Annotated in this window: 12 protein-coding genes; 5 read left to right on the top strand and 7 right to left on the bottom strand. The window is 71.7% G+C overall.

The window, feature by feature from the left end; all coding sequences use genetic code 11:
* Positions 1–151: 151 nt before the first annotated feature.
* Both ACZ404_RS22300 and ACZ404_RS22295 read right to left on the bottom strand, forming a co-directional pair.
* The gene (locus ACZ404_RS22300; protein WP_468442461.1) at positions 152–1,207 is read right to left on the bottom strand and encodes a BMP family lipoprotein; all 1,056 of its coding nucleotides are present in this window, start codon (positions 1,205–1,207) and stop codon (positions 152–154) included.
* A 300-nt stretch (positions 1,208–1,507) separates the two neighbouring features.
* Entirely contained in the window at positions 1,508–2,743 is a 1,236-nt protein-coding gene (locus tag ACZ404_RS22295) for an amidohydrolase (protein WP_468442649.1), read from the bottom strand.
* A 225-nt stretch (positions 2,744–2,968) separates the two neighbouring features.
* Here ACZ404_RS22295 and ACZ404_RS22290 point away from each other — a divergent pair, with 225 nt between their 5' ends.
* Positions 2,969–3,634 (top strand): class I SAM-dependent DNA methyltransferase, encoded by a 666-nt coding sequence (locus ACZ404_RS22290; RefSeq protein ID WP_468442459.1) that lies wholly within the window; start codon positions 2,969–2,971, stop codon positions 3,632–3,634.
* Positions 3,635–3,787: 153 nt separating this feature from the next.
* Here ACZ404_RS22290 and ACZ404_RS22285 read toward each other — a convergent pair whose 3' ends face one another.
* Genes ACZ404_RS22285 through ACZ404_RS22270 form a run of 4 tightly spaced genes read right to left on the bottom strand, consistent with a single transcriptional unit; the run spans position 3,788 to position 8,703 of the window.
* Positions 3,788–5,026 (bottom strand): hypothetical protein, encoded by a 1,239-nt coding sequence (locus ACZ404_RS22285; RefSeq protein ID WP_468442457.1) that lies wholly within the window; start codon positions 5,024–5,026, stop codon positions 3,788–3,790.
* A gap of 44 nt (positions 5,027–5,070) precedes the next feature.
* The gene (locus ACZ404_RS22280; protein WP_468442455.1) at positions 5,071–6,009 is read right to left on the bottom strand and encodes an N-acetylneuraminate synthase family protein; all 939 of its coding nucleotides are present in this window, start codon (positions 6,007–6,009) and stop codon (positions 5,071–5,073) included.
* 13 nt (positions 6,010–6,022) lie between these two features.
* Entirely contained in the window at positions 6,023–7,342 is a 1,320-nt protein-coding gene (locus tag ACZ404_RS22275; protein ID WP_468442453.1) for a cytidylyltransferase domain-containing protein, read from the bottom strand.
* Between the two features lie 23 nt (positions 7,343–7,365).
* Positions 7,366–8,703: a DUF6716 putative glycosyltransferase gene (locus ACZ404_RS22270; protein ID WP_468442451.1), complete on the bottom strand. Its 1,338-nt coding sequence runs from the start codon at positions 8,701–8,703 to the stop codon at positions 7,366–7,368.
* A gap of 198 nt (positions 8,704–8,901) precedes the next feature.
* Between ACZ404_RS22270 and ACZ404_RS22265 the strand changes: the two genes are divergently transcribed.
* From ACZ404_RS22265 to ACZ404_RS22255, 3 genes are all read left to right on the top strand, one after another.
* Positions 8,902–9,879 (top strand): glycosyltransferase family 2 protein, encoded by a 978-nt coding sequence (locus tag ACZ404_RS22265; RefSeq protein WP_468442449.1) that lies wholly within the window; start codon positions 8,902–8,904, stop codon positions 9,877–9,879.
* On the top strand, positions 9,876–11,210 hold the full coding sequence (locus ACZ404_RS22260) for an alpha-2,8-polysialyltransferase family protein (RefSeq protein WP_468442447.1): 1,335 nt from the start codon (positions 9,876–9,878) through the stop codon (positions 11,208–11,210). The genes ACZ404_RS22265 and ACZ404_RS22260 overlap by 4 nt, the downstream gene beginning before the upstream one ends.
* Positions 11,211–11,326: 116 nt before the next feature.
* Positions 11,327–11,536: a hypothetical protein gene (locus ACZ404_RS22255; protein WP_468442445.1), complete on the top strand. Its 210-nt coding sequence runs from the start codon at positions 11,327–11,329 to the stop codon at positions 11,534–11,536.
* 12 nt (positions 11,537–11,548) lie between these two features.
* Here ACZ404_RS22255 and ACZ404_RS22250 read toward each other — a convergent pair whose 3' ends face one another.
* Entirely contained in the window at positions 11,549–13,129 is a 1,581-nt protein-coding gene (locus tag ACZ404_RS22250; protein ID WP_468442443.1) for an acyl-CoA mutase large subunit family protein, read from the bottom strand.
* An 80-nt stretch (positions 13,130–13,209) separates the two neighbouring features.
* On the opposite strand from ACZ404_RS22250, the gene ACZ404_RS22245 reads away from it, so the two are divergent.
* Positions 13,210–14,058, top strand: a complete 849-nt coding sequence (locus tag ACZ404_RS22245) for a L,D-transpeptidase family protein (protein WP_468442441.1) — start codon at positions 13,210–13,212, stop codon at positions 14,056–14,058.
* Positions 14,059–14,224 lie beyond the last annotated feature (166 nt).

Below are 14,224 nucleotides of genomic sequence, written 5' to 3'. Positions count from 1 at the left end.
TAGCGCGGCAACTCCGCGCTACACGCGTAGAGTTGACACATTGTTATGGCTCGGCGAGGGGGTACCGAACGGCGCCCCCGCGCCGAGCCCAGGTCCGGCGAAACCAGCGGGTCCGTCAGGATCGATCAGGATCCATCAGGCCCGTGATGGGTCACGGAGTGGTCTTGACCTTGATCTGACCGTCCACAATCTTCTTCTTCGCCGCGTCCAGCTTGGACTGGATGTCGTCGATGAAGCCACCACTCGTGGCCAACGACACACCGTTCTTGGCGAGCGAGTAGGTGTTGGTGCCGGCCAGCGGCTTGCCGTCGTGGACGGACTTGATGAAGTCGTAGACGCCGACGTCGACGTTCTTGACCATCGAGGTCAGGATCGAGCTCTTGTACTTGGCCAGACCCGGGATGTTGTACTGGTCGGAGTCCACGCCGATCGCCCACGCGCCCTTGACGCCGTTGATGGCCTCGATCGCGCCGTTGCCGGACGAGCCGGCCGCCGAGTAGATCACGTCCGCGCCGTTGTCGAGCATGCCCTGCGCGGCTTCCTTGCCCTTGTCGGGGCTGGCGAAGCCGGAGAAGTCGGAGCCGTGGCTCAGGTACTGGGTGGCGACCTTGATCTTCGGGTTGGTGTCGTGGACACCCTGGACGTAACCCGCCTCGAACTTCTTGATCAGCGGGACGTCGACACCGCCGATGAAGCCGACGTGGTCCTTCTTGGTCTTCAGCGCGGCGGCGACACCGGCCAGGTAGGAGCCCTGCTCCTCGGTGAACGTGATGCTGTCGACGTTCTTGGCGTTCACGACCGAGTCGACGAGGCCGAAGTTGGTCTTCGGGTACTTCGCGGCGATCTTGGTCACGGCGGAGGCGTAGGAGAAACCGACGGCGACGATCGGGTTGTAACCGGCGTCGGCCAGGTCCGACAGCCGCTGCTCGCGGTCGGCCTCGGTGTCGGAGGTCTTGGCGGTCAGCTCCTTGATGGAGCCGCCGAACTCCTTCTTGGCCTGGTCGGCACCGCGCGCGGCGGAGTCGTTGAAGGAGCGGTCACCACGGCCGCCGACGTCGTAGGCGAGGCCGATCTTGACGCCCTTGCCGCCGCCCGAGGACGACGACGAGCTGTTGTTGTCGGAGGAGGTGCTGCCACAGGCTGTGGCAGTCACGGCGAGAGCTGCGGTGGCGATGCACGCAGCGGAAAGCTTGGCTACCCGGCGCACGGGAAGGCTCCTTCACCTGACCTGAGCGCCATTTCCGGCGCTTGATGTGAGCACCATGCCGGTGCTCGGGCCGAGACGCCCCGGCGGCGTCGGCTTCGCGGCATCGTAACGCGCGTAGATGTCAGAAAAACACCCCTCTCGAAGCCGTTATCGATTCGAGGCAAACACCGTCTGAACTCACGGTCTGAGCCCTCTCACGGCTGTGTTGCGGACCGTGCACGATTGGCTTGCGAGCGTGTTGCGCCGCACGCGGGGAGCTGCCCCGGGACGGGAAACGGCCCCCCGACAGGGGGCCGCACCTCACCTCTGCACGCCGTTGGGCTCCAGGAAGGCGGCGGCGGTGAACATCTCCACACCCACCGTGATCGCGTGCTCGTCCGCGTCGAAGTCGCCCTGGTGCAGGTCGCGCACGGTCCGCTCGCCGGGCCTGCGCACGCCGAGGCGGGCCATGGCGCCGGGCACGTGCTCCAGGTACCAGGAGAAGTCCTCGCCGCCCAGGCTCTGCTCGGTGCTCTCCACGGAGTCCCGGCCGCGGCGGGCGGCCATGGCCCGGCGCAGCAGCTCGGTGGACTCCCGGTCGTTGACGACCGGCGGCACCCCGCGCACGTAGTTGATCTCGGACTTGGCCCGGTGGAGCGTGGCGACCTCGTCGATCGCCGCGTGCACGATGTCGGGCGCCTCCCGCCAGGCCTCCAGGTCCAGGCAGCGCACCGTCCCGGACAGCTCGGCGTGCTGCGGGACCACGTTCGGCGCGTGGCCGGACTCGATCCGGCCCCAGGTCAGCGCGAGCCCGGCGCGGGTGTCGACCCGGCGGGCGATCAGCGCGGGCACGTCGACGGCGACGCGGGCGGCGGCGGTGACCAGGTCGGTGGTCAGATGCGGCCGGGCGGTGTGGCCGCCGGGCCCGTCGAGGGCGATCTCCAGCCGGTCGCAGGCACTGGTGATCGGCCCGTGGCGCAGCCCGATCCTCCCGGCGTCCACCCGGGGGTCGCAGTGCACGGCGAGGATCCGTCCGACCCCGGTCAGCACCCCGTCCTCGATGGCGTCGAGGGCGCCGCCGGGCAGCACCTCCTCGGCGGGCTGGAAGATCAGCCGCACCGGCCGGGGCAGCAGCCCCTTGGCCTGCAGATCGGCGAGCACGAGCCCGGTGCCGAGCACGACGGTCGTATGCACATCGTGGCCGCACGCATGCGCCCGATCGGGCACCGTCGACCGGTACGAGCAGTCGGCCTTCGTGTCCGGAATCGGCAGGGCGTCGATGTCGGCGCGCAGGGCCAGCACCGGCACGGCCGACCGCTCGCCCTCCCGCAGCCCGATGTCACACACGAGTCCCGTTCCGGAGGCCAGCACGCGGGGGCGCAGCCCGGCCTTCTCGAGCCGCTCCTTGATCGCGGCGGTCGTACGGAACTCCTGGTTGCCCAGCTCGGGATGCATGTGCAAGTCGCGCCGGAAGGCGACGAGTTCGGCGTGCAGGGACTCGCTCAGCACGCCGGGGAGCACATCCCCCGGGAGGCCGGCCTCGGACTCTAGGGACATCAACTGTTTCACCCTCTGAAGGGTAGGACGCCCGGCTGGTCGATCACCCCTCGATCAACAAAAGTTCAACCCGTTAGGGGAAGAAAATCTGACCGGCGGACGCATGGCGGTGGACTGTGCTGGGTAAAACCCTTGTTTCCACCTCCACGCATACCATGCCTCACCGTGATCGCGCGCGCCCAGTCCACGCAGCGGACCCGCCCGCCGCCGGTAGGCTCCGCCGTCGTGAGCGACTCGAGCGCGGACTTCCTGCAGACCACCAGCTCCTCCTACGACGCGATCGCGAAGGACTACGCGTCCCGCTTCCCGGACGGCCTGTCCCACTCTCTGGACCGCGTGCTGATCACGGCCTTCGCCGAACTGGTGACCGCGAACGGCCCGGCCCCCGTGGCCGACCTCGGCAGCGGCCCCGGACACGTCGCCGCCCGCCTGCACGACCTGGGCGTCCCGGTCTTCGGTGTCGACGTCTCCCCCACCATGGTGACCCTGGCCCGCGAGGCCCACCCCCGGCTCCGCTTCCATGTCGGCTCGATGACGTCGCTGGACCTCCCGGACGCCACACTGGGCGGCATCCTCGCCCTCTACTCGACGATCCACGTGCCCGACAGCCACCTCCCGACGGCCTTCGCCGAGTTCCACCGCACCCTCACCCCGGGCGCCCCGGTCCTCCTCGCCTTCCAGTCGGGCCCGGAATCCGGCCACCTCCACCTCACGGAGCGCTTCGACCACGAGATCGACCTGCACTACTACTGGCGTACCGCCGATCAGGTGGCGACGCTCCTCACCGAGGCCGGCCTGACCCTCACGGCGACGGTGACCCGCGAGCCCGACGGAGAGGAGCAGCGCCCCCGGACCTTCCTCCTGGCCCGCAAGCCCGGCCCGAGCCGCTGAGCCCGGTCCCGTCGCGTCCGGGCGGGGGAGGTGCGACGCAGGAGGCCGCGAGCCGCCGCTCGCCGGTACCGCGTCGCGCCGGACGGTGATGTCGAGGGTGACGCAGCGGCCGGTCCCGGCGCTGGGCGACCGGTCCGCGAACGTCACGTGGAGCTAGACCACCGCCACGGCCACCGCCGCCAGCCGGTGCACGTCCCGTGCCGTCCCCGTCACTCCCGAGAGGAACCCCTGGGCCCGGGGTGAGGCGTGCTCCGTCAGCCAGGCGGGGTCGATGTCGCAGACCGCCACGCGGACGCCCGTGCCGGTGAGGGCCAGGGGGAGCGTGTGGACGACCGTGGAGGGGAAGCTGAGGATGGTGCGGCCGATGGGACCCCGGCGGGCGATCAGTTCCAGGGGCAGGTCGGGACGGACTATCTCCAGTCCCGTCTCGGCCGCCAGGCGGTGCAGTTTGTCGGCGCTCTCGCGACGGTGGGCGAAGTAGCGCGTGGCGCCGTGCGTCTTGGCCAGGTTGCGCACCGCCTCAAGGTACCGCTCGCCGTCCACCACCCCCGTCTCCACCAGGGACGTGCCGACCATGTCGGCGCTCTTGGTGATGCGCGGCGGTCCGAAGCGGGCCCGGGTCCAGGCGAAGTCGTTCGCGGTGACCGTGACACCGGCCGGCGTCTCGGTGACCGGCATGGAGGAGAAGACCTCCACCCTGCGCCGGTCGCTCGGGGTGAGCCGGCGGCGGGCCGAGGAGGAGACCGGCGCGAAGAGCAGGTCGCGGGGGCCGGGGCGGCCGCCCTTGCGGTGCCAGCGGACCAGCCGCTCCCCGCGGGCCAGTTGGGCGACGAACTCCATCGTCGCCGTGCCGTCGTCCACGACGACCAGGTCACGCGCGCGGGTGATCGTCAGCAGGAGCTGGACGTAGCGGGAGAAGGGGTCCCCCATGACGATCCGGTCGGCGCGGCGCAGCGAACCCGCCAGCCCGCCGATGGTGTGGAAGGGGGCCGTGGTGCCGCCCCGGGCCTCCTCCCAGCGCACCCGGTACCCCTCGTCCCGGGCCAGGTCCGCCATGCGGCGCAGCTGGCCCCGGGTCATGGGATCGGTCGGCGAGAGCACGACGACGGTGAGCTCCGACCCGGCCGGCGCCGCCGCCGAGGCGGGTCCCGGCACCGGTCCCGACGCCGACGCCGGTCCTGACTCCGACTCGGGCACTGCCCCCGCGCCCGCCGGGGCACCCCCCGCCGCTCGCCGTACCTGCGCGGGCACAACCGGCCGCCACGCCGGTTCCGGCGCGCCGCGCAGGCCGTGCAGGTGGGCCCACTCCAGTACGTTCAGCAGCTGTACCGGGCTCTCCACGAAGGCGAGGGTGTGGGCGCGGTGGCCGGCGTGACCGGCGCGGGGGCTCATCGGCGTACGACCGTCCCGTCGTCAGGGAATCAGGAGAGCCGGGCTCAGACGGCGACCGGCTCGCCCGCCGCCGCCGCGATCTCCGCCTCGGCGATGACGCCGGAGACACGGCGCAGCTTCTTCATCGGGCCGAGCTCGGAGTCGTAGACCCGCTTGACGCCGTCACCGAGGGACGCCTCGATGGTGCGGATGTCGCGGACCAGGCGCTGCAGGCCCTGCGGTTCGACGGAGGCGGCCTGGTCGGAACCCCACATCGCGCGGTCCAGGGTGATGTGGCGCTCGACGAAGGTGGCGCCGAGGGCGACCGCGGCGAGCGTGGTCTGCAGGCCGGTCTCGTGGCCGGAGTAGCCGATCGGGACGTTCGGGTACTCCTTCTCCAGCGTGTTGATCACGCGGAGGTTCAGCTCCTCGGCCTTCGCCGGGTAGGTGGACGTGGCGTGGCAGAGCAGGATGTTGTCGGAGCCGAGGACCTCGACGGCGTGGCGGATCTGGCGCGGGGTCGACATGCCGGTGGACAGGATGACCGTGCGGCCGGTGGTGCGCAGGGCGCGCAGGAGTTCGTCGTCCGTGAGGGAGGCGGAGGCCACCTTGTGGGCAGGCACGTCGAACTTCTCCAGGAAGGCGACGGCCTCGGTGTCCCACGGGGAGGCGAACCAGTCGATGCCCTTGGTCCTGCAGTACGCGTCGATCTGGCGGTACTCGTCCTCGCCGAACTCCACGCGGTGGCGGTAGTCGATGTAGGTCATCCGGCCCCAGGGGGTGTCACGCTCGATGTCCCACTGGTCGCGGGGGGTGCAGATCTCGGGGGTGCGCTTCTGGAACTTCACGGCGTCGCAGCCGGCCTCGGCGGCCACGTCGATCAGCTTGAAGGCGTTCTCCAGCTCACCGTTGTGGTTGATGCCGATCTCGCCGCAGATGTAGACCGGGCGGCCGGGGCCGGCCTCGCGCGAACCGAAGGTACGGATGCGGGAGTTGGTGCTCATGGCTGAGATGTCCTTACTTGGGGAGGGAATCGAGAGAGGGGCCGAGGATCCAGCTGGCGATCTCCCGGATCGCGCCGTCACCCCCGGGGACGGTGGTGACCGCGCGTGCGGCGCCGCGTACGACGTCGTGGGCGCTCGCGACCGCCACGGGCCAGCCGACGAGGGCGAAGCAGGGGAGGTCGTTGACGTCGTTGCCGACGTAGAGCACGCGCTCCGGCGCGATGCCCTGTTCCTCGCACCACTGTTTGAGGGCTAGGTCCTTGCGGTCGATGCCGTGCAGCACGGGGAGCCTGAGCTTCCGGGCGCGGGCGGCGACCACCGGGTTCTGTTCCGTGGACAGGATGAGCATCTTCAGGCCGCTCCGGCGCAGGGCGGCGATGCCGAGTCCGTCGCCGCGGTGCACGGAGACGAACTCCCGTCCGTCGGAGTCGATCAGCACCCGGTCGTCGGTCTGGGTGCCGTCGAAGTCGAGGACCACGGCGTCGATGTCGTCGTAGGCGGGCAGCGAGCCGGGGCGGTCCGCGTCGAACAGCGGGGCGAGGGCCCGGGCGCGGGCCAGGTCGTGCGGGTCGTCGATCTCCAGCACCCGGGCCGGATCGGTGCGGACCAGCTCGGTACGGCCGAAGAAGCGGTGCCGGTGCGTGCGGAAGCCGGCGGCGTCCATCGCGTAGGCGGCGCCGGTCTCCAGGAAGTCCTGCGGGCGGTCCTGACGGCGCGGGCGGGAGGACTTGTCGTGGTTGACGCCACGGCCTCCGCCTCCGGGGGCCGGCGCGGGAACGGTCCGGCCGCCCGCGGCCGTGTCGGGCCCGGCCGGCGCGCCGGTGACCAACGGCTCGCCGTGCGCGACGAGTTCGTCGGACTCCTCCCGCCAGACGAAACCGTGGAACGGCGCGACGGTCAGCGCGGTGTCCGCTCCGCCGTCGATCACCGCCGACGCGACACCGTCGACGTCCTCGCGGACGATGAAGGGGCTGGTGCACTGCACCAGCAGCACCACGTCGACCGGGGCGCCGTGCAGGGCCTCGTGGGCGTCCATCGCGTGCAGGACGGCCGCCTCCGAGGTGGCCGTGTCGCCGGCGATGGCGGCCGGGCGCAGGACGACCTCGGCGCCGGCCTGGCGGGCGGCGGCGGCGATGGCCTGGTCGTCGGTGGAGACGACCACGTCGGTCACCAGCCGGGTCGCCCGGCACTCGCGCACCGCGCGCGCCACCAGCGGGACGCCGCCGACGGGCGCGAGGTTCTTCGCGGGCACCCCCTTGGAGCCGCCCCGCGCGGGGATCACCGCGAGCACCCGGCGCACCCTCGCGCCTCGGCCCGCTTCCGAGTGGGACATGGCATCTACTCCTTGCGATGAGGTCACAGCTCACCCATCCGCCGGATCACCGGGGCGACCCGCTGGACCCCGTGCCGGTAGGCGCCGCGCGCGGCCCGGCGCACGATCTGGCGGACGGGTCCGGGCGCCTTGTCGGCGGCGGGCGCGCCGGGCAGCGGGGCGCCGTCGGGGCCGAGGTGATGGCGGGCGAGGATGCCGGGCAGGTAGCCGGGCGCGGTCTCGGGTGTGTAGTAGGGGTTGAGGGGCGGCAGGCCGCCGGGGCGGTCCAGCAGTTTGGTGATGCGCTCGCGGGCGGTGTCGAAGGCGGCGGCGTAGGAGCCTTCCCCGGTGGGAGCGCCCCCGGCCGCGACGCCCTGCCGGGACACCCACTCCTCGTCCGGCACCGGCCGGTGCCCGGCGTCGAGCTGGTCCCAGGAGGCGAGGCATCCGGAGCCGAGGAAGTGGTGGTTGCCGAGCACCTCGCGCACCCCGAGGTCGGTCAGGACGGCCGTGGGGACACGCCGGTGCAGGGCCTCCAGGGCGGCGGTGGAGCTGACGGTGACCAGCAGGTCGGTGCGGTCCAGCACCTCGCCCATGTGGCCGTAGACCAGGCGCAGGTTGGCGGGCAGGTCACGGCCCTGGACCAGCTTCTGGTACGGCAACTCCTCGAGGTGGGTGGTGTGTTCACCGGGCTTGGAGCGCAGCTTGAGCAGCACCTCGCGCTCGGGGTGCCTACGGGCGTGCTCGATCAGCCGGTCGAGCAGGTACGTGCGGTCCTTGCGGCTGTCCGGCACGGAGGGCTGGGCGGCGAACACCACGGTGAACGGGTCGTGTTCGCCGGTGTAGGGGGTGCCGCCGAGGAACGGCAGCGCGACCTCGGTCACCGCGGAGGCGTCGGCGCCGACCCCCTCGTACACGGCGCGGAACCGGTCCGCGTCGTGGCGGGAGTTGGCAAGGACGAGGTCCGCGCCGTGCCGCAGCAGCAGGCCGTCGGCGAGCTTCTCGTAGACGACACCGACGTAACCGGTGACGACGACGGGACGCCTGCCGGACGCCCAGGCGGTGCGCAGCCCGTGCAGCATCGCCTGCACCCCGCCGCCGACGAGGGCGAGGACGAGCACGTCGTACTGGTCTTCGGGGCCTTCGCGCATGGCGCGCAGGAACTCGACGGCGGTGACCTCGCGGAGGGAGTCGGCGTGGACCCCGACCTCCTGGAGCTGGCGGGCGGTGGGGGTGGCTCGTCCCCGCAGGAGGTAGCCGTCGAGGCGGATTCCGGCATCGGCGGGGGTGACGCGCTGCGCGGTGAGCGCGCCCCACTTCCACCGGGTGTCGGAATCCGCGAGGACGGCGACCCGCGGGGACTTCGTTGCACTGGCTGGCACGCCGCAGACGCTAGGAAGGCTTTCCGAGGTTCCGCCCAACCCGAATGCAACAAACGGTTAACAGCACACCGCCGAATGGGGAATCGGGCCGCGACACGGCCGGGAAAAAGCCCGGTTCACAGCTTCGCCACGCGTCGTTCACCCAGCATCAAGCAGACGGTCAGGACGAATGACGGGCTTCGCCCTAACGTCCCCTGCGTGGTCAAGCTCTCCGTCATCGTGCCGTTCTACAACGTGCAGCAATACGCGCCCGACACACTGAGGAGCCTCGGCGCGAACGCGCGTGAGGACTTCGAATTCATTCTCGTCGACGACTGTTCCCGGGACGGGACACCGGAGATTCTCGCGCGCGCGGAGCGCGAGCTGCCCGGTGCCGTCCTGGTCCGGCACGAGCAGAACGGCGGGCTGGCGACCGCCCGCAACACCGGTATCGACCGCGCGCGCGGCCAGTACCTGACCTTTCTGGACGGCGACGACTGGCTCGCGCCGGGTTACTACGCGCGGCTGGTCGCCGCCATCGAGGAACTGGGCTGCGACTTCCTGCGCACCGACCATGTGCAGTGCACCGCGCGGGCGCGTGCCGTGCACCGGGTGCCGGTGGGCCGGCGCGGGGTGGTGCTGAACCCGCGGGAGGCGATACTGCCCGCCGACCGCTCCACCTCCGTGGACTACGCCTACGCCTGGGCGGGCGTCTACCACCGGCGGCTGGTGGACAGGGGCCTGCTGCACTTCACCGACGGGCTGCGCACCGCCGAGGACCGGCCGTGGATCTGGAAGCTGCACCGGGAGGCGGAATCGTTCGCCGCGGTGAGCCTGCTCGGGGTGTTCTACCGGCGCGGGGTCGCCTCGTCGCTCACGCAGATCGGTGATGTACGGCAACTCGATTTCATTCGCGCCTTCGACCAGGTGGTCACGGAAACCGCCCGGGATCCGCAGGCCGCCGCGCTGCTTCCGAAGGCCGTCCGCACGTATTGCGCCATCATTTCCCATCATCTGGGATCCATCGAAAGGTTCGAGCCCGCGGTGGCGAAGAAACTGAAATCCGTGAGTGCCGCCGCGCTGCGGCGCATGCCGCAGGACGTCCTGGACGAGGCGCTGGACTCCATGGACCTCCAGCGCGCCACCCGGCTGCGCCGCCTGCGGCGCCGGCCCGCTCCCGCGGGGGCCGCCGCGTGACGACCCAGATCTTCCAGGCGTCGACGCTGTACGGCACGGCCACGCTCGCCGCCGCCCTGGACTCCGGCTGTTTCCGCCCCGCCGACCGGCGGATCCTGCTGGTCTGCAACAACGCGGTCACGCCGGAGACCACGCCCGGCCCGGACGGGATGCCCGGCTTCGAGCGGCTGCGCGACCGCTTCGACGACGTGATCTCGTACAACGAGACGATCTTCCCGTTCCACCCCGGCGGCTGGGCGCCCCGGGTCGACGACCTGCCGTTGTGGGAGAGGTTTCTCCGCCACGAGTGGCAACTGGGCGCCGACGACGTGGAGTTGGCGGTCGAGTCGATACAGGTCAATCCGTCGCTGGCGCTCGCGCAGATCTTCACCGGCGCCCCGGTCACCGTGTACGCCGACGGTCTGATGAGCTACGGCCCCACCCGCAACAAGATCGACCCGCTGGTCGGCACCCGCGTGGACCGGGTGCTCCACCTGGACCTGGTACCGGGTCTGGAGCCGCTGCTGCTCACGGAGTTCGGGGTGCCGGGCGAGATCGTGCCGACGCCGGCCTTCACCAAGGTGCTGGCGGAACTGGCTCCGGAGGGCGAGGGGCTGCCGGAGATCGAGGAACCCGCGCTGCTGCTCGGCCAGTACCTGTCCGCGCTGGACATCCTCACCGCCGAGCAGGAGGAGGACCTGCACGTGCGGATGTTGCGGGGCGCGGTGGACCTCGGGCACACCGAGGTCGTGTTCAAGCCGCACCCCAGCGCCCCGGCCCGCTTCACCCGCACCCTGGAGCAGGAGGCGGAGAAGCTCGGGGTGGACCTCACCGTGCTCTCCACGCCGGTGCTGGCGGAGGTGCTGTACCAGCGGATGCGTCCCGCGCTGGTCGTCGGCTGCTTCTCCACCGCGCTGCTCACGGCGTCCGCGCTGTACGGGCTGCCGGTCGCCCGGGCCGGCACCGAGTTGCTGCTGGAGCGGCTGACGCCGTACGAGAACAGCAACCGGATCCCGGTCACCGTCGTGGACGCGCTGCTGCCCGAGCTGGGCGACCGTGCGGCGGTGACCGGGCAGCGCACGGGCATGGACGTCGAGGCGCTGGGCGCGCTGGTGCGGACGGTGGGCTTCGCGATGCAGCCCAGGATCCTGCCGAGGCTGCGCGCGGATGCCGAGCGGTACCTGGCGAGGAACCTGGACGCGCGCACGCTGCGCTACTTCAAACGCCGCCGCCTGACCTCCCTGGCCCTCCCCGGCGGAGTACCGGCCCAACTGGCCTTCATCCCCCGCAACGCCACGCTCCGCCGAGTGGCCCGCAAGGCCCGGACCCTGCGGAGGCCGGCACGACGCTGAACGGGGTGCTCAGGAGCGGGCACCGGTCCGGCGGGTGTCCGCTCAGCCCCGCTCGCGCAGGTGTCCCGTGCACCCGGGCCGCCCGCCCGCTTGTCGTGTCCTGAGCGGCGGTCGCGGTGGGCTGGACGGGCCGGGCGAACTGGCCCCGGGCGGCCACGGCCGGCGCGCTGACGTACCCGTTCCAGCTGGTTCACGAGCGCCTGGGCCGGTTCGTGGACCGGGTGCTGCACCGGGGCCTCGGCCTGCCTGCCCGGCTGATCCGCCGCTTCGCGGAGAAACCTCTCGGCCCACGCCTGAAGAGGCAACTGAAGCACCGGTGGGAGTGATCCCCCACCGCGTCAGAACGTGTCGCTCGGTACGTACGCGCCCCACACCTCCCGCAGTGCGTTGCAGACCTCGCCGATCGTCGCCCGGGACCGCAGGGCCTCGCGCATCGGGTACAGGACGTTGTCCTCGCCCTCGGCGGCCTTCTTCAGGGCGGCCAGGGCCGAGTCCACCGCGCCCCGGTCGCGCCCGGCGCGCAGCGCGGACAGGCGCTCGGCCTGCCGGGCCTCGATGGCCGGGTCCACCCGCAGCGGCTCGTACGGCTCCTCCTCGTCCAGCTGGAAGCGGTTGACGCCGACGACGACCCGCTCGGCGGAGTCGGTCTCCTGGGCGATGCGGTAGGCGTTGCGTTCGATCTCCTGCTTCTGGAAGCCGCGCTCGATCGCGGCCACTGCGCCGCCGAGGTCCTCGACCCTGCGCATCAGGTCCAGCACGGCCCCCTCGATGTCGTCCGTCATCCGCTCCACCGCGTAACTGCCCGCGAAGGGGTCGACCGTCGCCGTCACGTCCGTCTCGTGCGCCAGCACCTGCTGGGTACGCAGCGCCAGTCGCGCGCTCTTGTCGGTGGGCAGCGCGATCGCCTCGTCGAAGGAGTTGGTGTGCAGGGACTGGGTGCCGCCGAGCACCGCGGCCAGGGCCTGGACCGCCACCCGGACGAGGTTCACCTCCGGCTGCTGGGCCGTCAGCTGGACGCCGGCCGTCTGGGTGTGGAAGCGCAGCATCAGCGACTTGGGGTTCCGCGCTCCGAACTCCTCCTTCATCACCCGCGCCCAGATCCGCCGCGCCGCGCGGAACTTGGCCACCTCCTCCAGCAGCGTCGTACGGGCCACGAAGAAGAAGGACAGGCGGGGCGCGAAGTCGTCCACGTCCATGCCGGCCGCGACCGCCGTACGGACGTACTCGATGCCGTCGGCGAGGGTGAAGGCGATCTCCTGGGCGGGTGAGGCGCCCGCCTCCGCCATGTGGTAGCCGGAGATCGAGATGGTGTTCCACTTCGGGATCTCGGCGGTGCAGTACTTGAAGATGTCGGCGGTCAGCCGCAGGGACGGCTTCGGCGGGAAGATGTACGTCCCGCGCGCGATGTACTCCTTCAGCACGTCGTTCTGGATCGTGCCGGTCAGCCGGTCGGCGCTGACGCCCTGTTCCTCCGCGACGAGCTGGTAGAGCAGGAGCAGCAGGGCCGCCGGGGCGTTGATCGTCATGGAGGTGGAGACCTGGTCCAGCGGGATGCCGTCGAACAGCACCCGCATGTCGTCGACCGAGTCGATCGCGACGCCCACCTTGCCGACCTCGCCGTGCGCGAGGGGCGCGTCGGAGTCGTGGCCCATCTGGGTGGGCAGGTCGAAGGCGACCGACAGGCCGGTGGTGCCATGGGCGATCAGCTGCCGGTAGCGGGCGTTGGACTCGGCGGCCGTGCCGAAACCGGCGTATTGGCGCATGGTCCAGGGGCGGCCGGTGTACATGCTGGGGTACACCCCCCGGGTGTACGGGAACGCGCCGGGCTCGCCCAGTTTCCCGGCCGGGTCCCAGCCGGTCAGGTCGGCCGGCCCGTAGACCGGCTCGATCGGCAGCCCCGACTCCGACTCACGCGCCATCGATGCCTCCGCAGTCCGTTTCGTCCCTCCTCACCATGCCCCGTAGTTCGGCGGCGGTCACGCGGGGAAGCATCCCGGGCATGAGGATCCCGGGGAGATCTGCCGCCGTACCCACCTCTGCACGCGCCCGGGGGGCCTTGCTGGCCGCCGCTCTCGCGGTGCTCTGCGGCTGCACGGTGCAGCCCCCGGGCGACGACGGCAAGCACCGCTCGCCGGTGCACATCGAGCTGCCGGGCGGCGCGTCGGCTCCCGTCCCCTCGCGGACGGGGGAGCGCACGCCCGCACCCGCGCCCGCGGGCCGTGCCCTGTGGTCGCGCGGGGACAGCGGCTCGGGGGTGCGTGAGCTGCAGGCCCGGCTGCGGCAGATCGGCTGGCTCTTCGACGGGCCGACCGGGTCGTACGACGATCTGACCGAGCGGGCCGTCAGCGGCTTCCAGGGCAAGCGCGGGCTGCCCCGGACCGGGCAGGTGGACACCGTCACCTGGCGGCGGCTGCGGGCGATGACCCGCCGGCCGGGGAAGTGGGAGCTGTACCTGATGGGCGGTCAGCCGGCCGCCGCGCCCGATCCGCGCTGTCTGACCGGGCGGGTGCTGTGCATCAGCAAGACCAGCCGGACGCTGCGCTGGATGATCGACGGGCGGACCGTGTCGACGATGTCGGTGCGCTTCGGTTCGCAGTACTCCCCCACCCGTGAGGGTGTGTTCCGCGTCTACTGGAAGTCACGGCACCATGTGTCGACGCTCTACGACTCCCCGATGCCGTACGCGCTGTTCTTCAGCGGGGGTCAGGCGGTGCACTACTCCTACGACTTCGCCGCCCGGGGGTACGCGGGCGGCTCGCACGGCTGCGTCAACGTACGGGACGAGGCGGCGATCGCGGCGCTGTTCGCGCAGGTGAGGGTCGGCGACAAGGTCGTCGTGTACTGGTGAGGCGCCGGAGGGCGCGGAGAGAAGCGGGGCGGGGGGGGGGGGGGGGGGGGGGGGGGGCACCCCCCCCCCCCCCCCCCCCCCCCACCCCTGCCCCCTCTTCCCCCACCACCCCCCAACCCCCCCCGGGCCGGGTTGGTTTTCCTCCTCCCCCCCCGCAACCACACAC

The organism is Streptomyces sp. NPDC030798 (assembly GCF_055572275.1).
The sequence above is the reverse complement of the archived record's forward strand: the minus strand, read 5'-3'. Positions and strand labels throughout refer to the sequence as shown.

Bases quoted from the DNA above. Each gene is read 5' to 3' on its own strand.
- ACZ404_RS22275 (WP_468442453.1), bottom strand. From the start codon at position 7,342: ATGTCCCACTCGGAAGCGGGCCGAGGCGCGAGGGTGCGCCGGGTGCTC.
- ACZ404_RS22250 (WP_468442443.1), bottom strand. From the start codon at position 13,129: ATGGCGCGTGAGTCGGAGTCGGGGCTGCCGATCGAGCCGGTCTACGGG.
- ACZ404_RS22295 (WP_468442649.1), bottom strand. From the start codon at position 2,743: ATGTCCCTAGAGTCCGAGGCCGGCCTCCCGGGGGATGTGCTCCCCGGC.
- ACZ404_RS22280 (WP_468442455.1), bottom strand. From the start codon at position 6,009: ATGAGCACCAACTCCCGCATCCGTACCTTCGGTTCGCGCGAGGCCGGC.
- ACZ404_RS22245 (WP_468442441.1), top strand. From the start codon at position 13,210: ATGAGGATCCCGGGGAGATCTGCCGCCGTACCCACCTCTGCACGCGCC.
- ACZ404_RS22285 (WP_468442457.1), bottom strand. From the start codon at position 5,026: ATGAGCCCCCGCGCCGGTCACGCCGGCCACCGCGCCCACACCCTCGCC.